The 22,424-nt window shown below is 44.3% G+C and carries 18 protein-coding genes; 5 read left to right on the top strand and 13 right to left on the bottom strand.

Translation table 11 applies throughout. From position 1 onward, the window contains the following. Positions 1–58: 58 nt before the first annotated feature. A complete protein-coding gene (locus ACFE93_RS27905) occupies positions 59–859 on the top strand; it encodes a DUF928 domain-containing protein (RefSeq protein WP_375478260.1) in 801 nt (266 codons plus the stop codon). A gap of 78 nt (positions 860–937) precedes the next feature. On the opposite strand, the gene ACFE93_RS27900 is transcribed toward ACFE93_RS27905, so the two are convergent. Beyond that, the gene (locus ACFE93_RS27900) at positions 938–3,043 is read right to left on the bottom strand and encodes a M3 family metallopeptidase (protein WP_375478258.1); all 2,106 of its coding nucleotides are present in this window, start codon (positions 3,041–3,043) and stop codon (positions 938–940) included. Between the two features lie 165 nt (positions 3,044–3,208). Here ACFE93_RS27900 and ACFE93_RS27895 point away from each other — a divergent pair, with 165 nt between their 5' ends. Both ACFE93_RS27895 and ACFE93_RS27890 read left to right on the top strand, forming a co-directional pair. Next, the gene (locus tag ACFE93_RS27895; RefSeq protein WP_375478256.1) at positions 3,209–3,358 is read left to right on the top strand and encodes a hypothetical protein; all 150 of its coding nucleotides are present in this window, start codon (positions 3,209–3,211) and stop codon (positions 3,356–3,358) included. Between the two features lie 197 nt (positions 3,359–3,555). Then, positions 3,556–4,512 (top strand): hypothetical protein, encoded by a 957-nt coding sequence (locus ACFE93_RS27890; protein WP_375478254.1) that lies wholly within the window; start codon positions 3,556–3,558, stop codon positions 4,510–4,512. 309 nt (positions 4,513–4,821) lie between these two features. Here the strand turns inward: ACFE93_RS27890 and ACFE93_RS27885 are convergent, their stop codons facing one another. Together ACFE93_RS27885 and ACFE93_RS27880 are read right to left on the bottom strand one after the other, a co-directional pair. Further along, positions 4,822–6,642 carry an ABC transporter ATP-binding protein gene (locus ACFE93_RS27885; protein WP_375478252.1) on the bottom strand — a complete coding sequence of 607 codons (1,821 nt, stop codon included), beginning with the start codon at positions 6,640–6,642 and terminating at the stop codon, positions 4,822–4,824. Between the two features lie 87 nt (positions 6,643–6,729). Further along, positions 6,730–7,530 (bottom strand): DUF6816 family protein, encoded by an 801-nt coding sequence (locus ACFE93_RS27880; protein WP_375478250.1) that lies wholly within the window; start codon positions 7,528–7,530, stop codon positions 6,730–6,732. Positions 7,531–7,645: 115 nt separating this feature from the next. On the opposite strand from ACFE93_RS27880, the gene ACFE93_RS27875 reads away from it, so the two are divergent. Next, complete coding sequence (locus ACFE93_RS27875; protein WP_322689724.1) at positions 7,646–7,984, top strand: carbon dioxide-concentrating mechanism protein CcmK; 339 nt, start codon at positions 7,646–7,648, stop codon at positions 7,982–7,984. A 5-nt stretch (positions 7,985–7,989) separates the two neighbouring features. Here ACFE93_RS27875 and ACFE93_RS27870 read toward each other — a convergent pair whose 3' ends face one another. From ACFE93_RS27870 to ffh, 5 genes are all read right to left on the bottom strand, one after another. Beyond that, a complete protein-coding gene (locus tag ACFE93_RS27870) occupies positions 7,990–8,394 on the bottom strand; it encodes a ChuX/HutX family heme-like substrate-binding protein (RefSeq protein WP_104906784.1) in 405 nt (134 codons plus the stop codon). 112 nt (positions 8,395–8,506) lie between these two features. Beyond that, positions 8,507–9,460, bottom strand: coding sequence for a PhoH family protein (locus tag ACFE93_RS27865; RefSeq protein ID WP_375478247.1), 954 nt, complete (start codon positions 9,458–9,460; stop codon positions 8,507–8,509). Between the two features lie 344 nt (positions 9,461–9,804). Further along, complete coding sequence (locus tag ACFE93_RS27860; protein ID WP_375478245.1) at positions 9,805–10,239, bottom strand: KH domain-containing protein; 435 nt, start codon at positions 10,237–10,239, stop codon at positions 9,805–9,807. Beyond that, positions 10,202–10,462 (bottom strand): 30S ribosomal protein S16, encoded by a 261-nt coding sequence (gene rpsP, locus ACFE93_RS27855; RefSeq protein WP_375478243.1) that lies wholly within the window; start codon positions 10,460–10,462, stop codon positions 10,202–10,204. Before rpsP ends, ACFE93_RS27860 begins: the two co-directional genes overlap by 38 nt. A gap of 215 nt (positions 10,463–10,677) precedes the next feature. Continuing rightward, positions 10,678–12,141 (bottom strand): signal recognition particle protein, encoded by a 1,464-nt coding sequence (gene ffh / locus ACFE93_RS27850; RefSeq protein WP_375478241.1) that lies wholly within the window; start codon positions 12,139–12,141, stop codon positions 10,678–10,680. A 226-nt stretch (positions 12,142–12,367) separates the two neighbouring features. On the opposite strand from ffh, the gene ACFE93_RS27845 reads away from it, so the two are divergent. Beyond that, positions 12,368–13,036 carry a DsbA family protein gene (locus ACFE93_RS27845; RefSeq protein ID WP_375478238.1) on the top strand — a complete coding sequence of 223 codons (669 nt, stop codon included), beginning with the start codon at positions 12,368–12,370 and terminating at the stop codon, positions 13,034–13,036. A 167-nt stretch (positions 13,037–13,203) separates the two neighbouring features. Here the strand turns inward: ACFE93_RS27845 and rpmB are convergent, their stop codons facing one another. The 5 genes from rpmB to ACFE93_RS27820 all read right to left on the bottom strand — a co-directional run. Next, on the bottom strand, positions 13,204–13,440 hold the full coding sequence (gene rpmB, locus ACFE93_RS27840; protein WP_375478236.1) for a 50S ribosomal protein L28: 237 nt from the start codon (positions 13,438–13,440) through the stop codon (positions 13,204–13,206). 161 nt (positions 13,441–13,601) lie between these two features. Beyond that, positions 13,602–15,590 (bottom strand): molecular chaperone HtpG, encoded by a 1,989-nt coding sequence (gene htpG, locus ACFE93_RS27835; RefSeq protein ID WP_375478234.1) that lies wholly within the window; start codon positions 15,588–15,590, stop codon positions 13,602–13,604. 243 nt (positions 15,591–15,833) lie between these two features. After that, positions 15,834–16,475 carry a class I SAM-dependent methyltransferase gene (locus tag ACFE93_RS27830; protein ID WP_375478232.1) on the bottom strand — a complete coding sequence of 214 codons (642 nt, stop codon included), beginning with the start codon at positions 16,473–16,475 and terminating at the stop codon, positions 15,834–15,836. A gap of 229 nt (positions 16,476–16,704) precedes the next feature. Next, positions 16,705–20,235 (bottom strand): methionine synthase, encoded by a 3,531-nt coding sequence (gene metH / locus ACFE93_RS27825; protein WP_375478230.1) that lies wholly within the window; start codon positions 20,233–20,235, stop codon positions 16,705–16,707. Positions 20,236–20,616: 381 nt separating this feature from the next. Beyond that, the coding region (locus ACFE93_RS27820; RefSeq protein ID WP_375478228.1) for a beta strand repeat-containing protein at positions 20,617–22,424 on the bottom strand (1,808 nt) is incomplete at its 5' end.

Below are 22,424 nucleotides of genomic sequence, written 5' to 3'. Positions count from 1 at the left end.
CCTCTGCCTCTTTTCAATGCCCAATCTAAAATCTAAAATCGTATGAGGTCAGGTTTCTATGAATTTAAATTCACAACCGATAAAACTGTTTTTAGTAGTAGCTTTTAGTTGTACAAATTTATTAGTTAGCCTGACTCCAATACTGGCAAAACCAACTCCTAATCGCTCTGACGCTAAAACAACCCTTGCTCAAGCCACAACTTTTACTCAACCTCCAATTCCAGATAGCCCACCTCCTGGAGGTCGTGTTCGTGGTGGAGCAAAGCGCGGGCCTAGTGGATGTCCTCCACCTAAAATTGACTTGACTGCTTTAGTGCCCTTTACTCAGGAAGCTAATTCAGTGATTAATGTCTGGGCACAAACAACAGTAGAACATCCAAGTTGGTTTTTCTATGTGCCATATACCAAAGATTCGCCATATACAGTTGAATTTGTGCTGCAAGATTTAGATGCTAACGAGGTATACAAAAAAGCGATCGCTCTACCGGATAAGCCCGGAGTCATCCGCGTTTCTTTGCCTAGCACTGCTCCCACTTTAGCAGTAGGCCAACAATACCATTGGTTTTTCACCATTAACTGTGACAAGCAAAAGAACTCGCCTCCAAGTTTTGTTGAAGGGGTAATAAAACGAGTCAACCTCAGTCAACCAACACTCAAAGAAATAGAAACGGCAGAACCTCTAAAGCGCTATGCTATCTATGCCCAAAATGGGATATGGTACGAGGCACTGACGACGTTAGCTGAACTGCGCCAAAAAAATCCTCAAGATGCAGATATGAAAGCAGAGTGGCGAAATTTGTTAGGCAGCATTCGCTTAGATGATGTTGCCGAAGAACCCATTCTTCCAGGAACACCTTAAACTAGGAAATAAATGTTCAGTTAAACAAAAATTTTGATGTAGAGATGTTGTATTGCAACCTCTCTACATAGGTGTTGTTTAGTTTGTAGCAGCACTTACTAAACCATTATGCCTGAGCAAAGCGATCGTACTTGGTTCACGACCCCGGAAAGTTTTAAACACTTCCATTGGATGTTTGCTACCACCGAGTGCTAGCACCGTATCCCGATAACGCCGACCTGTAGCTTTTATAGCTTCCTCATTTTCAAGCCCAGCTTCTTCAAAAGCGGCAAAAGCATCAGCACTAAGCACTTCAGCCCATTTATAACTGTAGTAGCCTGCTGCATAACCACCCTCGAAAATGTGCCCAAAAGAACATAGAATTGAATCTTCTGGAAGTGGTGGTAAGACAGTAGTAGTCTTGGCTATACGATGACGCACATCTGCTGGAGTTTCATTGCTACCGGAACGATAGCGGTAGTGTAGTTCTAAATCAACACTGCTAAGATGAATTTGCCGTAACATACCAGTACCACTCATATAATTACGCGCCGCTAGCAGCTTTTGATAATAATGCTCTGGTAGAGCTTCTCCAGTTTCGTAATGTTTAGCCATGCCAAACAAAGTGGGTCGCTCATAACACCAGTTTTCCATAAACTGACTGGGTAGTTCCACTGCATCCCATTCCACATTATTGATGCCTGCGGCTCCAGCATAGTCAACCTTGGTGAGCATGTGGTGCAATCCATGACCAAACTCGTGGAACAAAGTCTCTACTTCATAGAAAGTCATCAAACTTGGCTTGCCATCTACTGGAGGAGTTTGGTTGCATATCAAATAAGCCACAGGCAAGCGGATGGCAGTTACACCATTTTCAGTTTTGGCACGATTGATGCATACATCCATCCAAGCACCACCGCGTTTTTCTGCTGGACGGCTATAGGGGTCTAAGTAGAAGTAAGCGATGGGAGAACCAGTTTCATCGGCTATTTGGAAATAACGGACATCCTCATGCCATACTGGGGCTTGACCATCGGCAGGGGTAACAGTAACACCAAATAGCCGCTTAACAAGCCCAAACAAGCCATCTAGCACTTGGGGAAGGGGAAAATAGGGACGTAATTCTTCAGCGGTAAAGGCAAATTTTGCTTCTCGTTGGCGTTCTGCCCAAAAACTGATGTCCCAATGTTTTAAATCCTGATATTCTTCTCCATAAGATGCAGCAAAAGCTTGGAGTTCTTTTAAGTCTTTGACAGCAGCATCATAACTGGCTTGGCGTAGTTCTTCTAATAGTGCTTCGACTGCCTCAACATTAGGAGCCATTTTACTTGCAAGGCTCAACTCGGCAAAACTCTTAAAGCCAAGTATATCTGCGAGTTCTTGCCGTAACTCCAAAATACGCGCGATTAACGGGTTATTATCTAAATCGCCACTAGAAGCGCGAGTGATATGAGCTTTGTAGAGCTTTTCACGCAAATCTCGACGGGTGCTGTGTTGCATGAAAGGGCCGTAGCTGGGGAAGTCTAAAGTAATGCGCCAAGGGCCATTTTCTGATGTGGCGTTCTCTTCTTTTGCTGCTCGTGCAGCTTGGGCAGCTAAACTCACCAAACTTGGTGGTAAACCGTCAATTTCGGCTTTTGTTGTCAGGGTTAAGCTAAAGGTTTTCGTGGCATCAAGTACATGGTTAGAGAATTTGGTCGAAAGTTCTGCCAACTCCATCTGAATAGCGTTGAAACGCTCTCTTGATTCTCCTTTTAAGCCAACACCAGAAAGTTCTGCATCTCGAATGGCGGCTTCCACAATGCGCTGTTGGGCTAATTCTAAAGTTGCCCAACTATCACTGCTACGGAGTGCCTTAAAAGCGTTGTAGATGGGTTGGCTTTGACCGAGTTTGTTGATAAATTGTACAACTAGTGGCTGTACGATTTCATGAGCTTCGCGCAGTTCCGGGCTATTTTTAACACCCATTAAATGATTTACCGCTCCCCAACTCCAGGTAAGCCGTTCTGTCAGCTTTTCTAAGGGTTCTACTAAACCACTCCAAGTCGGCTGTACGCTAGTCTCTAAGGTGGCAAGTTGCTGGTCAAGTTCTGCTAGCAACTGATTGAAGGCTGGTACTACTCGTTCTGGTTTAATCTCTGCAAAGGGAGGTAAACCAGTGCTTTGGAGTAAGGGATTATCGGAAATAATGGTACTTGCACTCATGGTTTTGTGTGAACTGCGAACGAAAAAAAATCATTGTTGATTTTTATTTATATATCTTCTAATGTAACGATCGCTGTGCTATTTAGTATTGCCATTGTGGCAAAAAGGTAAAAAAAACGATAATTCCTCACAAAAGTATGCCGATACGACTATTTTGTTTAGTTTATGAAGTTGCGATCGCACATCGTCGGTGCTTCACATCGGGAACAGAGTGTATTCACCTACCTGAATCTGACCTTTTGGCGATCGCCAAAAGACATGATCGCCTACTATGTCAAACAGCTAACTCGTCCGTCAGCATGGGCGTTACCTTGAAAGCGCAGTTTCAGCCCAATAATTCCGCGTTTTCAAGGCGTGGAAGCGTACAAATTACCTGAGCGTCAGCGAGTGTCCTTACCAAACCAAAAAGGAGGCTTCATATTTCCATATTTATGATATTATTTGGCAACTCATCTTTTTACTCGTAAAATCGAAGACAAGATCGAGGTCAGTAGAAAAGAGTCCCTAAATTAATGAATACGTTAATCAGTCAGGGTGGAAGAGCTATCACTAAATTTCAGGTGGTAGACCGGATAAACGATATCGCGTGGCAAGCTCACCAAGGCAGCGTTGCGGCGATTATTCAGCTATTGAACGAAAAGCTAGCCCAGTCTTGTGTCAGAACTAGAGCCATTTTTTCTGATGGTGTCTTACAAATTCTGTGCGAGGCAGCTAAAGTAGAGCAACTAGAGCAATCTCCCCTAGTAGAACAAATTCAGCAAATTCTTGAGTCTATCGCCCCGCGTCATATTCGCCGCGTCAAGATCAACAGTCGGATTGTTCGAGAACAACAATTACTGTGGTTAAAAGAAATAGATAGCGATCGCGAGAATCAATTGCTTTGGTCGCAGGAAATTACATTAATTCAGCCCAATATTGTAAAGCAATTAATTAAAGATTTCACAGAAGCTCAAGCTGAACTAGGAAAACCAAATTATCCTAAAACTCAAGTCTCTCGTCCTTTAGTACTCATTAACAAAGAAAAATACAAAAATAAACCTAAAACAAAGATATTAGTAGCAGCTGGTTTATGCTCGCTGTTGTTGCTTAGTTGGGTTGTTTATGCCCAGCTAGGTAATAAACTGAAAAATCTAATACAACCAGAAGCTTCCAAATCTTTAACTACAGAAAATACTAACCACAGGAAGGCTCAAACACCATCTCGCTCTCCTAACAATAGCTTTTCTGAGCCATCTGACGATCCATTTCAAATATCTGTGCGAATTGCCAACCAAGCTTCTGCATCTGGCAAAACAGCCACAACCTCAACTCAGTGGTTAGAGATTGCTGCTAAGTGGCAACGGGCTTCAGATTTAATGAGTACTGTACCACAAACCCACAGCCGTTATCAAGAAGCTAAAATTCGTACTCAACTTTATAAAAAATACAGTGAGGCGGCACAGAAAGAAGCCGATAAGAGCAAATCTTAGTTTTTTCTGATTTGGAAGACTTCGATTCGTGATTAGTATTCCAGCAGTAGGCAATGGATTATTTACTTTACTTATCACGCTTCATCCAAGCGCGTAAAACGAATTTCAATGGCTAAGGTTTTTCTTGGGGAATAGGAGTAAATTCCCCACTTGATAATATTAGTTGTACTACCGAATAGGCGCGAAAGGATTTTAGATAACACATATTTAATTTCTGGATATGTTTATAAAAAAATCGACCTTATTGTGAATAAAGTCGATTGAACCAAGCGGATTCATCTTGTGATCAATCTAAAAGGTGTATATCCTCTAACTCAGGAGTTCTCCTGTTTCTTGCAGGGAGTGCAAGCGGCGGTAAATACCTTCGTGACGCAAGAGTTCATTGTGGCTACCCACTTCTACAATCTTCCCTTGCTCTAGAACGACAATTTTATCAGCTTCCCTGACTGTGCTTAAACGGTGGGCAATAACAATGGTGGTGCAAGTGCCCTGAATTGATCGCATCGCTAGCTGAATTGAACGCTCAGATTCATAATCTAAGCTAGAGGTGGCTTCGTCAAAAATCAGTACATCTGGTTCCACTAGCAACGCCCTAGCAATTCCCAAGCGTTGTCTTTGTCCTCCAGATAGCCTGACACCTCGTTCCCCCACAACGGTGTAATAATTTTTAGGTAAGTGCTGTACTACTTCATCGACTCTGGCAATCCTACAGGCTTCTTGAACCTGCTCCAAACTAGCATCTGGTCTGCCATAAGTCAGATTATCCAATATAGTACCGTTGAAAACGTCTACTTCTTGGTGAACGATCGCTAGCCTTCGTCTATACTTACCTACATTCAAAGTGCGAATATCTTGACCATCAATCAGAATTTGACCTGCTTGAGGTTCAAAATATCGCAGCAGTAATTTTACTAAAGTAGACTTACCAGAACCAGAACGCCCTACTAATGCCACTGTTTGATATGGCTCAATCAACAAGCTGATATCTTGCAAAACTTGATGGTTGGCATCATATCCAAAACTGACGTGTGACAACTCAACTTTTCCGGTAAATTTATAAGGTGATTCTGCCTGCTTGCTCTCTTCTAAAAGACTAGCTGAATCAGATGCAGTTGGCTCTTGGAGAAATTCGTGAAACCGCAGCATGGAAGAGTAACGACGGGCGAAAACTTCTGCCAAGTTAGTAATAGGTTCTAATTCGGCATATGCCATGCTGGAAAGAGTTAAGGTCATGATAAAGTGACCGAGAGAAATTCTACCGTCTACTGTTGCTGCTAAAGTCAAACCCAGAATTGTAAACACACAAAACTGAATTACAGTCCTTTGCCAAGTACCCAGTTTCACATAACCTTTGTGGATGCGATAATCAACCACTATTAATTCACGATCTAGACGTTGCTTTTGCCGTTTCAGTTCCCTAGCTTCTGTAGCAAATGCTTTCACCGTTTTGATATTGGTGATCAGTTCAGAATTGCGGCTTTCGGTATTCTCTGCATATTTATTCAGACGACTTTCGTACCTAATCAATTGCTGTAAATCCTTCAAGCTGAAGCTGAGAATAATTACAAAGGAAATTAGATATAAAATCGCAATTCGCCACTCAATCACCAAAATAAACACAAAAATTCCCAGTACACGAACCAGTTTAGGAATCAACTGTCCGGCGATTTCGGGATACGCCCAAGCGTGGTTTTCAACACCTCTAGCTACTCTTCCGGCGATGCGTCCGGGGTTATTTTCGTCATAAAATTCCAGTGGGAGAGTAAGAATTTTGGCGATGGCTGCTTCGGTTTTGTTTCGACGCGACCTGAAAGTTATATCCCAGTGAAACCAACCAGTCAACCAGGGCTGTGTTGGCGCTCTTACTACGGTGACAACGAAAATTAAACCCAGTAATACACTCAAAGATAGAGTTTTATTGACTGGGTAATTGGTAATGTCTGAAAAACTTGCGATCGCACTTTGAAGTGGTTTATCCAAAGCTTGACCAGACAAAACGTTTAAAATCTGCCCGATTGCATAAGGAACAACCAAATCAATAATTTCGTAAATGCCGGATGCTGCGATACTAAAAACACTCAGCTTCCAATCAGAGCGAAAGTAATTGACAATATCTTGAAATTTGGCCATGATGCACACCGTCCAAGAGCGCGATCGTAAACTTGGAATTTGTATACTACAAACGTACTACATAATAGTCAAGAGCTAGATGACAAATCACTCTTTAGGAGTACTTGCTAGTTCTTGAGGGAAAAATTCGAGGCGATAGCGGTAGAGAGCAACTGGTCGAGAATCAGCTTTAAAGTAATCTGGATCTTGGGGTGAAAGATACACAGCAGTAACTTGATCTGCCTCAATCGCCGGATTGAATGTTGGAAGTTTATGATAAGCCGTAGTAGATTCTACAGAGTTGAAATAGGGGCGTGAACCGCCTTTAAATAGTTGTTGAAACACTTCTGTGGTGATGAACTCGCCATTAGGGGTAGTTTCTGTAGCGCGTGCAGTCACAATGGAAACTAGTTCGCGACTGCTACGCAAAAACGTAATTTGACGATTAGGTGAATCTGGATCTACTTTGACTAATAACACTGCTTCATCCCCTAAATAAGCTCGTGCCAAATTCAAGCTATTAAAGGCTCTATCTGCTATTAAAATGGGGGATTTGTAATCTCTCTGAGGAAATATTTTTAATCCAGCAATAGATGGTTGCTCTTTCACAAATCTTACTACAAAACTCACAGGCTGATTTAATTGTCGGCGATTACCTTCAAACCCTGGTGTTACAATCTCTGGTGCTAAAGGCGCAGCTAAATCTACTAAGGTACTTGTAACTTTCCAAGTACCAGCCATCCATTCAGGGTAAACTAAATCACCCGAAGCAGATTGCACTGAAGTTAGTTTTTCCCATTGGGGAAAATTTGCTAACCTTTGAGATAACTCTCCTGCAAAAGCTTCACCACCCCACAATAGGAAAAAAACTAGCAAGCAAAAACTCCAAATTTCCTTCATTACAAGCATTAGCAGTTTTGTATTTAATGTTTATTATGTATCGATTAAAAATTAAGTAATTCTCTGTAAAAAATTAAAACTTTGTAGTGAGATAATTAGCCCTATCCCAAATTATAGTGACAGCATGACATTGGCATTAGGCATGATTGAAGTTTATGGCGTTCCCACTGCGGTAGAAGTGGGAGATGCTATGTGTAAAGCTGCTCGTGTAACCCTTGTTGGTTATGAAAATACTGATTTGGGACGAATTACCGTGTTAATTCGAGGAGTTATAGGCGAGGTAAATGTAGCAGTGACAGCAGGATTAAAGGCGGTGCTGCGAGTTGACGGTGGCGAGGTACTTTCTAATCACATTATTCCCCGTCCACACGAAAATTTAGAATATATTTTACCGATTCATCGCAGCGTTAATATCGAGCAGTTCAGTGCAGATATCCGATTTCCTCCACCCTTATCAGTTTAGCTGTGTTAAATTTCTGCTGGTAAAGGTTCCCAAACTTCCCCATACTTCTCTTTTAAAGTTTCCCAAGCTTCCACTTGTCCGGGTTCATATTCTCCCGGTTTACCCCATTGCAAAAATAAGCTTAAAGCAGGCTCTTGTTTATCATCTAAAAACCGAATGGCATAGGTTGTAAAGTTACCTCTCTTAGCTTCACCTGTTTCAAATTTCACCTGAGTGATTTTATCCATATTCAAGTGAAACTCAAAGCCTTCAGTATGCATATTCGCATATTTACCTTTAGGCAATTCTGCATAAAATAACTTTTCTACTTTGCCTCGTGCTTCTAATACAGCAGCGCTGCTAGTAACAATTAAACGCAAAGTTCCCAAAGTCTCGCAAGCTGCTAAAAATTCTTTCAATGTTGTGGTCATTTGTTATTTGTCCTTTGTCATTTGTCATTTGTCTTTTGTCATTTGCATTAGTCATTTCTCCTTTGTCATTTATTAGTTTTTTTACTAATGACCAATGACCAATGACTAATGACTATTTTTCATATTGTTCATAAGCAACAACAATACGCTGAACTAGAGGATGGCGTACAACATCTCTTTGGGAAAATTCGCAAAAGGCAATGCCTTCAACGTGTTTTAAAATTTGTAAAGCTACTCCTAAACCCGATTGTTGGTGAAGTGGTAAATCAGTTTGTGTCATGTCGCCTGTAATCACCATCCGCGAACGGAAACCCAAACGAGTTAAAACCATTTTCATCTGAGCGGGTGTAGTATTTTGAGCTTCATCAACAATTATAAAGGCGTTATTGAGGGTGCGTCCCCGCATATAGGCGAGTGGTGCGACTTCAATCACACCGCGTTCCATTAAACTGGGTACTTTTTCTGGGTCGATGAATTCATAAATAGCATCGTAAAGTGGGCGAAGATAGGGATTAACTTTCTGCTGTAAGTCTCCAGGCAAAAAACCGAGTTTTTCGCCGGCTTCGACGGCAGGGCGAGTTAAGATCAGCTTTTCAAACTGGTTAGCAAGGAGTGCTTGCACGGCGACAACAACAGCGAGATAAGTTTTACCAGTACCAGCAGGGCCAATTCCAAAGGTGAGATCGCGTCTGCGGAGTGCGTCGATATATTGGCGCTGGCGGAAGGTTTTGGCACGGACTTGTTCACCCCGGCGACTTTTGGCGAGGACATCTCGCTGTAAATCTTGCAGTTCCCCTTGCCGATCGCTATCTATGGCTTGACGAGCTGTTAAAATATCGGCACTGGAAATAGTATTGCCTTTAATCCAGAGGTCTTCAAGCGATCGCACTAATCGAGAAGCCAGATCGATTTGCCCTTCAGTACCAGAAATCACTAATTCTTGTCCGCGTAACACTAAAGCGGCTCCTGTTTGCCGAGATAGGATTTTGAGATTTTCTTCTCCATCTCCGCCAAGAGCGATCGCACTGGTAATATTCGGCAGCTGAATTGTTAAGGCACCTGCCATAGTATTTCTTAATTGGTGAGGATCTGTATTTGACAAAGGTTAATTTTTTCTCGCTAACGGCGAAATTATGCTTTTATTACCTACATTTGGGAAAATTTTTGCAACAAATTAATCGGCCGTAGGGTTGCCCTCATCCCCTAACCCCTTCTCCCAACATGGGAGAAGGGGAACTGGAGAATTTGCTCCCCTCTCCCATGTTGGGAGAGGGGCTGGGGGTGAGGGCATAGCCTCTACTAGTGAAGAGTTCAAAAAAAGATTTAAAAATCTTTTTGCTACTTTCCATCTTTATAAAAATTCTGAGCGGAGGTAACAACAACCGCTCAGATTTGCTCTTTAGTTTCAACCTAGCGGAGGCGTGGTTTAACAATGGGTTTAGGCCCATCATTTGCACGCGGTTCTCTCTTAGTCGGCGGTGGCGATCGCTCTTCTGTGTCTTCATCAAAAGACATACCCTCGCGGCCCGGAGTGGTGCTGCCGTAGATATCCAGGTATGTTGATTGCCCAGCTGCGGCTGCGGCTGCGGCAATTACTGTACGAATCGCCTGAATATTGCGTCCCCCTCGACCAAATACTTTTCCTTTATCTGTGCTATCAAAGGCGATGCGAATCCAAACCCGGTTGAGGGCATGAGAAATTTCACAATCGACGCTTAATGTCTCTGGAGATTCCAAAAACGGCTGCACCAAAAACCGAACCAGCTCAACATAGTTGGGGCTAGCTGTTGGGAGTTTTGTTCCGAAATTATGATGCGGCTGTTGCACTGAGCTGCTCAAAAACATTAGCTTTTACTAGAATGCGACGAACGGTGTCAGTGGGTTGAGCGCCTTGTTGTAGTCGCTTGACGATGGCGGGAACGTCTAGTCGCACTTCATCAGTTCTGGGGTTGTAGAATCCCAACTCTTCTAAGGGACGGCCATCGCGGCGAGCGAGGTTGTTAATGGCGACAATGCGGTAACTTGCTTCCCGCTTTTTACCGAATCGTTTCAAGCGCAGTTTGATCATGGTTGAAGAATCATTCTCCTAATTGGTAAGTATGCCGAAATGCTAATTTTAGCACTCGTCTAGCATTTGCTGCTATTTGTCATTAGTCATTTGTCATTTGTCATTAGCAAACTACCCATACCTCATGCCCTTCAGGAGTGCTGAGTGCTGAGTGGGGAATCTCACGGATGACTCAGCACTCGGAACTCGGAACTGTTTTGCCCCATGCCCAATGCCTAAAGATTGCCAAAGCCTTTTTTCTTTTTATCTTTGGGTTTTTTCTTTTTCGTGGCTGGGACACCATCATAACCTCGCCATCCGGGGGCTGGGGGACGATTGCCAGCACCTGCGAAGGCGTTGCCCATACCGCCGCCACCGAACATTCCCGGCATTCCAGGGAAGCCACCTTGACCCATTTGCTGCATGAGCGATCGCATTTTTTGGAAATCACCCACCAGTTTGCTGACATCTGACTCTCTATAACCGGAGCCAGCAGCAATCCGCCGCCGCCGACTGGGAGAACTGGCTAATAAGTCGGGGTCGTGGCGTTCTTGGCGAGTCATGGAGTTTATCATCGCCTCACAGCGCTTCAGCTGGGTTTCTCCCTGTTTGAGTTGATCGTCTGAGAGCTTGTTCATTCCTGGAATCATTTTGATCAAGCCTCCCAGAGAACCCATGTTCTTCAGCATCCGCAATTGCTTGAGAAAGTCAGTAAAGTCAAACTTCGCTGACAGAATTTTTTCCTGCATTTTCTCAGCGTCGGCTAAGTCAAACTCTTCCTGGGCTTTTTCTACCAGGGTTAGCACATCGCCCATACCGAGAATCCGCGATGCCATGCGATCGGGATAAAACGGTTGCAGTGCCTCGACTTTCTCACCTACGCCCACAAATTTAATCGGCGCTCCCGAAATCTGCCGCACTGAAAGCGCAGCACCACCACGGCTATCACCATCCATCTTGGTGAGAATCGCTCCAGTAATGCCGATCTGCTCGTGGAACGTGCGGGTAAGATTTGCGGCCTCTTGACCAGTCATCGCGTCCACCACCAACAGAGTTTCATCGGGTTGGACGGTTGCTTTGATGCGGGCTAATTCCGCCATCATATCTTCGTCAATTTGCAGGCGTCCAGCAGTATCAATAATTACTGTGTTTACACCTTCTGCCCTAGCGCGTTCTACACCTTGCCTTGCGATTTCTACGGGATCGGCGTCGCTTCCTAGTTCAAATACTGGTACGTCAATTTGCTTACCCAATGTCACCAATTGGTCGATCGCTGCTGGGCGATATACGTCTGTCGCCACCAACAAGCAGCTACGCTCTAATTTACGAAGATGTAAAGCTAACTTAGCAGTAGCTGTGGTTTTACCAGTACCTTGCAACCCAGCCATGAGAATAATAGTAGGCTGCTCCTGGGCTTCTGCTATGGGAACATTTTCTTCTCCCATCACCTGCACCAGTTCATCGTGAACAATTTTGATGAACTGTTGGTCAGGTCGCACGCCGGTAATCACCTCGGCTCCCTGTGCCTTGGCTTCGACTTCGCTAATAAAATCTTTTACTACCTGGAGATTGACATCTGCTTCCAACAAGGCGCGGCGCACTTCGCGCAATGCATCTTGAATGTTGGATTGAGAAATTTTGTCCTGTCCCCGCAGTTTTTTCCAGGCTGATTCTAAACGGTCAGATAGAGCATCAAACATAATGTAATTACAGGTAGTTCGCCAATGGAGAATTTTAAACCGCCGATGAATGCGATTTTGAATTTCCGCTAAAGTTTAAACGTGCTATCTACCAGCTTAGTATTTTTCACCGCGACTGTAGCAACCAGACACGGATTGAGGATTGGGAACTCTGATGATTGAATATTGGCTACTGCTGCGATCGCTAATTCGTAATATTATCAATTAGGTAGCTACGGTAGCCAAGATGTCGCAGCGAATCAAAGTATACTCATACTCGATATACCACTCGTCAAATTCATATATTGGTATTGCTCTTGCCGAAAAAGCTTTGCGCGGATTGCCTGTTGATATTGAACGACGACCAATCTATATACCGAAGGAGCGTGGGATAAAGGTAGCTGATCTCCAAGGACGAAGTGAAAGCGCTCTTTTATCGTCCTATCACAAAGAAGATTGTCTGCGCTGGGCAAAAAAGTACGGCATTGAAATTCGGCTCAAGGAGCTTGAAGAATTTGGTAGGTGGGTCAAGGGCTGGGAGAAAATGAAGTTTGGTCGCGAAGAACTGACTGCGAGAGCGTATTACGCTGCTTGTGGAACCGGAAAGGAGCATCTGCTTGATGCCGCATTCTTTCGAGCGACGTATATTGACCTACTTGATGTCAACGATGAGTCTGTGATTAGGAAAGTTGCAAATGATGTTGGGCTGAATGGCGATCGCATTCTTGAGTTAATCCACGGGGAAGCAGCTAAACAAGCAGCAGTGGCAGCTTTGGCAGAATACGAGCAGTTTGGTTGTCCTGGAGTTCCAACCTGGGTAGTGGAAGGCGAGAGATTTTGGGGAAAGGATCGTGTCGATTGGGTAACAGAAAAGGTAAAACAATTATCTAATATTACCGAAATCAATGTTCGGTAAGCAAGTTCGTAGTAAGGACTTTAGTCTTTATTTTCTAAACACTTTAGTGCTAAGTACAAACCATCAAAACTAGCTTTACAAGGCAGTAGGGTAGCACAAGCTGTGTTACCCTACGAATTACCTATATTCCACCCTACGAAAGTTTCAGGTTATAAAATCCAGATTACTTAGTAATGATTCAGGTTAATGCCAGCTTCTTTTGCCATTACTTCTAACCCATTAATTTGTAAGGTTTTGATTGCTTTGGTAGACAGCTTTAATTTCACCCAGCGATTTCCGCCTTCCCACCAAACACGTTTGTTTTGCAGATTAGCCTGCTGAAGGCGTTTAGTACGGCGGTGGGAGTGGGAAACAGCAAAGGCGTTATTTGCCTTCTTACCAGTTAGTTCACAGCGACGGGACATAGCAAGTAGCTCCAGATTGTTATTTTAATACAACCTTTCCATTTTAGGTCTTAGGCAACAGAAGTGGGGAGATGAGAGAGATAGGGGAGCAAGGGAAGCAGGGGAGAAATAACTCCTAACTCCTAACTTCCCACTCAGCACTCAGCACTCAGCACTCAGCACTATTTACTTGCTTGTTCTGTCAGCTTGGTGAGTACCTCATTCGATCGCTCGACGAAGGATTTCATTCCTTCAGCGTCAAATCCTTTCTGAGACATCAGCGCTAAATCGTAGACGTGTTGGCAAATCAAGTTGACTAACTGATCTGTAGGCGATTGACCGTCACCTTGAATGATACTACCTTGGTTAATATTTGCCAGATTTTGAATCAGTGGGTGAGCAGTATTCACCAGCAAAATGTGATCTTCAGGAAACTCTGTTGTTTGCTGTTGCATCATAGCGTTCATTTCCCGCAGGCGGCGGAGAATCTCTGGTAAAAGCACGATCGCAGGTGGTGTTCCTTGAGGATCGTCTGATTTCAAAGCTTCGGTACGGATGTTGAGTTTGGGTTTGTTGAGGGATTTCTCAAATAACTCTTTGATCGTCTCACTCCGGGTTTTGTTCGTCTTGGGATCGACAATTTCTGTCGCTTTGTCTTGTTCTAGCAGGGTATTATCTAAATCTGAATCTACCCGCGTAAACTTGACATCCTGATATTCCCGCTCTAGGAAGTTGATAAAGTGGGTGTCGATGAAGGAGTCCATAAACAGGACTTCCAAGCCTTGATTTTTGTGCAGTTCTATGTATGTAGCTTGGGTTGCTCCATCAGTGCTGTAGAAAACCCGGTTTTCGTGGCGTTCTTTGTTGCGTTCTAGATACTCTTTGAGCGTAGTATAGGGAGCGCTGGGTGCTGAGTTCTCAGCATTGGGTGAAGGAGTGACATCTTGCCAAGCATCACCCTCTGAAGACTGGACTTCAACCACTGGAGTTTCAGCCGCAACTTTTTCTGTCAGCTTGGCGGTGGTGCGGAAGACGATGATATCTTCGATCTGTTTTTTGAATTTCTCGTCGTTGAGAACACCGAATTTTACAAAAGTGCCGAGGTCTTTCCAGGCGTTAATGTATTGTTCGCGGTTATCGCGGAAAAGTTCTTTGAGGCGATCGCCTACTTTTTTGGCAATGTAATCACCAATTCTCCGCACGGTGCGATCGCCTTGCAAGGCACTGCGCGATACGTTTAGGGGAATATCGGTACTATCAATCACACCCCGCATCGGCATTAGAAATTGCGGGATAATTTCTTCGCAGTTGTCGCTAACAAAAACTTGATTGCAAAATAGCTTGATCTGCCCTTTCGTAACATCTACATCCGGTCTCATTTTCGGAAAATACAGAATCCCGTTAATGATAAAGGGATAGTCTGTATTTAGATGTACCCACAATAGTGGTTCTTCCTGAAAAGGATACAGATAGCGGTAAAACTCTAAATAATCTTCTTTAGTCAGATTACTTGGAGACTCTCGCCACGGCGCTTTTTGCTTATTTACTACTTCCCCATCAAGTTTAATCGGGACTGGCAAGAAGTCGCAGTAGGTCTTGACAAGATTTTTAATCCGTGCTGATTCGAGAAATTCCTCTTCTTCTCCTTGCAGACTGAGAGTAATAGTAGTGCCGCGAGTTGTTCGGGGCGAGTCTTCTAAGGTGAATGCTGGGGAACCATCACAAGACCAGTGAACCGCCTGCGCCCCTTCTTGATAAGATAAAGTATCAATTTCTACCTTTTGCGCCACCATGAAGGAAGAGTAGAAACCAAGACCAAAGTGACCGATGATCGGTTGATCTGATTTGCCTTCATATTTATGAATAAATTCTTCAGCACTAGAGAAGGCAACCTGATTGATATATTTCTTAACTTCATCTGCGGTCATCCCGATACCATTATCGGAGATGGATAGGGTTTTCTTATCTTTGTCAATGGCAAGTTCAATTTCTGGTTCACCGAGGTCTCCAGCATAATCTCCAGCGCGGGATACCATTTTCAGCTTTTGGATGGCGTCTACAGCGTTGGATACCAGTTCCCGCAAGAAGATTTGGTGATCTGAGTAGAGCGACTTCTTAATGATCGGGAAAATATTCTCAGTATGAATACTGATAGTGCCTTGTTCTAGCATAATTGGTAATTTTCGATGTTAGTATCTGAAACGATGATAGTAGGTAATACAACCTAGCCATCTGTTTTCCAGGATAAACCCGGAGAACATAGAAGGGTATGATACCAATTAGGATTTTAAAAGCATAACTTAGGCAATGTCTACGACGGGCTGCGCCTACGCTCGTTTTTTGAGCATTGTTTGCCGCCATTTTCTGATTCGGATTTCCCTACTCCCGACTCCCCACTCTTCACAGATTGCTGTTTAAGTATTACTAAAATTCTTCTCCAACACCAAAAAATAGTGGTAAGGATAACTGGGATCGATAAATCCTTGCTTAACAATTAACCCAGCTTTGGCAACAGAGTTTAAAATCCGTTTTTTAGGATAACCTTTTAAACCCATTTCCCAGCAGTGTTCGTCACAGACGGGCGTTGTACTCCAGAATTTTGGCACATTGAATAGTAAATACCTTGGTCTACCAGAGAAAGAAGTTTTCACCTGAAACGAGAGGTATTGAGTGCAATAGGGAATCGAAATCACCAAAAATTTCTTAGTTGCAATAGCAAGTTTTCTCAATGCTTCTTCTGACTCAGGGTAGGGGAAATGTTCCAGCACTTGAAACAGGACAATCGCATCAAATTTATCTTTTGGTAATGAAAAATCTGTAGTCAAATCCAAAATTATTTCTGGTTTGAGGCTGGGGTCAATATCAGCAGTAGAGACGTTGTATCCATTATTCTTCAGGATGTCTGTTAATAGAGAATTAAAAATCCCAATTTCTAGAACGTTTTTTACCTGATTACCCAGTGAAAAAATTAGACGCAACTGGTGATGGTAACTGATGAGGCGATTTTTTGATAAATATTCCGAATTTCTAATATCTAACGAGCTGATGAGTTGCATAAATAAGCCTACCTAAGCTGAGAGATTAATAAATTTGGTGCGTATACAACTACAGGATTCCCGGAAAAATCATGAAAGTAACATCTGAACCTCACTCCAAACCTCTCTCCTACAAAGAGAGAGGCTTTGAATCTTACTCCCCTTCTCTCTCCTACAAGGAGAGGGTTAAGGGGATCTTCCAGGGCAAAATATCACTAACACCAAGTGTATTGGGTTAACGAGTAGGATTCTACGCGCTAAAGTATTTTGCTAATGGGTGATAAGCAATAATTGCAGTGGTAGACTGTTCTGGATAAAGTTGTTCGCTTTCATCCATATACAAGTTAATCCTGTCAGTCTGCAATAACTCCAGTTGTTTGTACTGATCCTGAATATTTGGACAAGCTGGATACCCGAAACTATACCGTGAGCCACGATAGCGTTGTGCTAAGATATCCCGAATATTGTTGGGTTCATCAGCAGTAAAACCTAACTCCCGGCGAATTCTGGCGTGTGTCCATTCAGCTATAGCTTCCGCTACCTGTACCGCCATGCCGTGGAAATACAGATAATCGGTGTATTGATTGGCAGCAAACAGCTTTTGGGCGAACTCTGTGGCAATTTCCCCTACAGTCACCGCTTGCATTGGGAAGACATCAATAATTCCCGACTCCTTCGGTGCAAAGAAATCTGCTATGCACAGCCGCCTTAAAGACTTCTGTCTGGGAAACTCGAAAGTTGCAACCTGTTGTGATTGGTTTTCTGAGTCATATATATGTAGAGAATTCCCCTCGGCTTGACAAGGGAAATACCCGTAAATCACCTGGGGATGCAACAGATTCTCTTCAATAATTCGCTGTTTCCAAGTTTCTAAAACTGGGTAAACTTTCTCAGCTAAGAAAGCCTGATATTCTTCCTTAGATTGCTCTTTTGGTTTACGGAATTGCCACTGTCCTGCAATCAAAGCTTGTAAATCCAAGTGCCAGAATATTTCCTCAATGGGAATATCACTAGGTTGCAATAACTGCGTTCCCCAAAAAGGCGGTGTGGGACGTTGAATATCTATCACCACAGCATCAGAACGCCGCGTATCTACTTCTTTTGGTTCAGTAGATACTGTTTTCTCAGTAGTTGTAGTTACTGATTCTTTGTGACCATTCGTCGAAACTTCAGCAGTTTTGACTTCGTTCAAAAATCCCTGCAAATCTTCCCAGTTACCAGCTGATTTAGCTGGCATTAATTTATCCATGAAGTGCAAGTCAGAAAAGGCATCTTTGCCATAAACAACTTTACCTTTATAGGTATTTTGGCAATCTTCATAGACAAACTTGGGAGTCAACGCTGCACCACCTAATATCACGGGGATACTAATTCCCTTTTCGTTGAATACCTCCAAGTTCTCTTTCATGAAAGCGGTGGATTTTACCAGCAAACCACTCATGGCTATACAATCAGCTTTATGCTGTTCGTAAGCGTTGATGATGTTTTCCACTGGCTGCTTAATTCCCAGGTTAATCACCTTGTAGCCGTTGTTGGATAAGATGATATCTACCAAGTTTTTACCAATGTCGTGGACATCGCCTTTGACTGTGGCAATGATAAAGGTTCCTTTGGCATTGTTGCCTGATTCTGATTTTTCCATGAACGGTTCTATAAAGGCAACCGCCGCTTTCATGGTTTCGGCAGATTGCAAGACGAAGGGTAGCTGCATTTGTCCAGAACCGAATAGTTCCCCGACAACTTTCATGCCATCTAGCAAGAAAGTGTTGATAATTTCTAAGGGGGGATGTTCTTCTAAGGCTTTTTTGAGATGTTCTTCTAAGCCAATGCGTTCGCCGTCAATGATATGGCGTTTGAGACGTTCTGGGATGGGGAGACTTTCATCTAAAGAGCGATCGCGTTTTGTCGTCACCCCGGCAAACACTGTGGTAAGCTCTCCCAAAGGATCGTAAACGCAAACATTACCCTCAAACTTCCGTTCGTCATAAATCAACTGCCGACAAATTTCTTGATGGCGTGACTCAATCTTGGAAAGCGGTAAAATTTTGTTAGCGCTGACGATGGCTGCATCCATTCCCGCCGTCGTCGCCTCGTGCAAAAACACCGAGTTCAACACCATCCGCGAGGCTGGATTCAAACCAAAGGAAATATTGGAAACACCCAAAATCACATGACATCCAGGCAATCCTTCACGAATTCGTCGAATGGATTCAATTGTCGCCTTACCGTTTTCTCGGTCTTCTTCAATCCCGGTGGAAATTGGTAACGCTAGGGTATCAAAGAATATTTCTGTGGGTGGTATTCCATATTCTACAGCTTGACGGTATGCGCGTTGTGCGATCGCAAATTTTTTGTCTGCTGTCCGCGCCATCCCATCTTCATCAATAGTACCAATGACTACACCAGCACCGTATTTCTTCGCTAACTCCAGCACCTTCAAAAAGCGCGGTTCGCCATCTTCATAGTTAGTAGAGTTCAGCAAACACTTACCACCAGCAATCTTTAAACCTGCCTCCATCTTTTCCCATTCGGTGGAGTCAAGCATTAAAGGCAATGTCACATTATTGACAATGCGCGAAACTAATTCGTGCATATCGCGCACGCCGTCGCGTCCCACATAATCGACGTTGACATCGAGAATGTGTGCGCCTTCTTTTACCTGCGCCCTCGCCATTGAAACCAGTCCATCCCAATCTTCCGCATTGAGTAAATCGCGGCACTTCTTGGAACCACTGGCGTTGAGACGTTCGCCAACAATCAAGAAGGAATTATCTTGCTCGTAAGGCTGAGTGGTGTAAATTGATGCTGCTGCTGGTTCTAAACTTGGCTGTCTAACTTTTGGCTTCAGGTCTTTGGCGACTTCTGCCAATTGTTGAATGTGTTCTGGACGCGTCCCACAGCAACCCCCAATCACTTGGACACCCAAATCTTCAACAAAATGCATCAGGGCCATCCGTAATTCTAACGGTGTTAGGCGGTAGTGCGCTTGACCGCCGACGTTTTCCGGTAAACCCGCGTTGGGAATACAGGAAACGATGAAAGGCGAATGTTCTGACAGATACTTGATATGTGGTTTCATCAAGTCTGGGCCTGTGGCACAGTTTAGACCGAGAATGTCAATTGGGTAATGTTCCAGAATTGTCAGCACAGCACTGATTTCGGAACCAACCAACATTGTGCCCATGCTTTCCATTGTCACAGACACCATCAACGGACGGCGATCGCCTTTTTTGGCAAACACCTCTTCAATGCCATTCAGCGCCGCTTTAATTTGCAGCACATCTTGGCAAGTCTCGACAATGAATAAATCGACACCACCATCCCACAGCGCTTCTGCTTGTTCGGCAAAAGTAGCTTTCATAGTGTCAAAGTCAATATGTCCCAAGGTAGGTAGTTTGGTTGTGGGACCGATGGAACCTGCCACAAACCGGGGTTTTTCGGGCGTGGAAAATTCCGCAGCGACACGCTTGGCTAATTCTGCGGCTGTCTTGCTGAGGTAATAGGCTTGGTCTGCTAAGTCATATTCTGCCAGCACCAGGGACGTACTGCCAAAGGTATCGGTTTCAATCACATCTGCACCAGCAGCGAGAAAGTCTCGGTGAACCTTAGCGACAGCTTCGGGATTCGTGTGGACTAAGTATTCGTTACAACCTTCATACTGTGGGCCGCCGAAGTCTTCAGCAGTCAGGTTTTGGGTTTGCAGGTTGGTTCCCATCGCCCCGTCGAAGACGAGGACTGGGCTATCTGGACTACGCAGGCGTTCAAGGAAAGGATGAGTCATATTTTCCTAGAATAATTTGGGTCAGTCGTATAATATTCGACTTACTTTATTATTTTCCCAAATTGTGATATTTTTGGCAGTTTTTAATCAAGCGATGACAGAATTAGCGACTTCCAAATAAAAAAATATCCCAAAACTGACCAAAAATCCTCTCTATTTCTCCTCTGTCTGTGTTCTCTGCGTTTCTATGGTTCGTAATTTATTTCTTGGAAATCCCTGATAATTTCAAGTATAAAGTTCTAATTCTCTCTTAGTTTGAGATTTTGGCTTTGATTTTTCTTTCATCCATTAAAGTGATGAAAGAGCGTTAGAGTGCGTCAAAGCAACTTCCATCCCAGTCTAAAAAAGCTGAAAGTTGCTGAGATGGAAATAATTCTAGTTTTAGGTCAAAGCGCTGTAGGAAAAAGAGCCATCTGCAAAAATAAAATTCTCAAACCCAGCCGTGGACATGAGACTGAGATTTCCATTGTTATTGAAGGTAATGTTAGCAGGATTAAGGGCATTGCCTGAAATCACACCTGAAATGGTGAGTTCAGAACGATTGAAAATACTGAGGTCAAGGGTATCCCAGCCGCACCCGCCATCAACAGTTGCAACACCAAAACCTTTAAAGTAGTCATTCCCATTCCCTAGATCAATGTTGCTCCCACCACCGATAGTAACTTTCTGTTGAACTGTATCTATGGTACTGGTGGCAATAATGTCATCATTGCCATCGCCAGTCTTGATGGTTCCCTGTCCATAAATGCCATAGGCAGTACTACCAATTGTTACTGTCGCCTGACCAATAAGGATGTCACGACCATTACCAGTATTAATGACTCCATCATTGAAGATGCCATAAGCAGTGGCGTTTTTTCCTGAACTATTGCCATAACCTGTAATCGTGTCGTTGCCACACCCTGTAATAATGGTGGCATCTTTAATGTTCTGGATGCCAATACCAGTACCACTGTCGCCGATAGAGTAGTTACCGTTACCGCCGTTGCCGCCAGTACCTGTGCCAGTGATAGTGTCATTTCCGTCCCCGGTATTCAGACTACCACTGTTGCTGATTCCAGTCCCCGTACCACCGTTGCCAGCGATCCCAGGATCGCCGCCAATAACGGTACTGCCGCCATTGCCGCCAGTACCGTTACCAATGATAGTGTCATTTCCGTCCCCGGTATTCAGACTACCACTGTTAGCGATGCCAGTTCCAGTACCGCCATTGCCGCTGATGTTACCGTAACCACCAATACCGCCAATACCTGTGCCAGCGATCGTATCTTCTCCGCCTCCGGTATCCAGTTTCTTACTGTTAGTGATGCCAGTTCCAGTACCGCCATAGTCGCCAGAAGACCCGCCGGCAAACCCACTGATGCCGCCAGTACCGTTACCAATGATCGTGTCATTTCCGTCCCCTGCATTCAGACTGCCACTGTTAGTGATGCCGATTCCAGTTCCGCCATCGCCGCTATTAAACCCATTGCCACCAATGCCGCCAATACCTGTGCCGGCGATCGTGTTATTTCCGTCTCCGGCATTCAGACTGCCAGTGTTGCTGATGCCAGTCCCCGTACCGCCATCGCCACTTCCGCGAGCGTCCTTCCCAGTGCCACCAATACCTGTGCCGATGATAGTGTCATTTTCGTCCCCGGCATTGAGACTGCCAGTGTTACTAATACCTGTTCCAGTGCCACCACTACCGGCTCCGCCGCCGAAATCCACATAGTTGTTATCCGAATCGCCACCATCGCCGCCAGTGCCGATGCCAATGATAGCGTCTTCCCCATCTCCGGCATTCAGACTGCCAGTGTTGCTGATGCCAATCCCCGTACCGCCGTTGCCGCTGTAAACACCTTTGCCGCCGTCGCCGCCAGTACCGTTGCCGGTGATAGTGTCTTCTCCATCCCCAGCATTGAGACTACCACTGTTGCTGATTCCAGTCGCTGTAGCGCCGTTGCCGCCATAACCGGACTGACCAAATTTGTTGTTACTAATGTTGCCGCCGTTGCCGCCAGTAGCGTTACCGATGATAGTGTCATTTCCGTCCCCGGCATTGAGACTACCACTGTTGCTGATTCCAGTCGCTGTAGCGCCGTCGCCGCAAATATTTGTATAGTAGCCGCCGGCAGTACCGTTGCCGCCGTCCCCGCCAGTAGCGTTACCGATGATAGTGTCATTTCCGTCCCCGGCATTGAGACTAC

This window comes from uncultured Nostoc sp. (assembly GCF_964247315.1).
Taxonomy (GTDB): domain Bacteria; phylum Cyanobacteriota; class Cyanobacteriia; order Cyanobacteriales; family Nostocaceae; genus Nostoc.
Note: the sequence above shows the minus strand (reverse complement) of the source record. Positions and strands in the feature narration are given on the sequence as shown.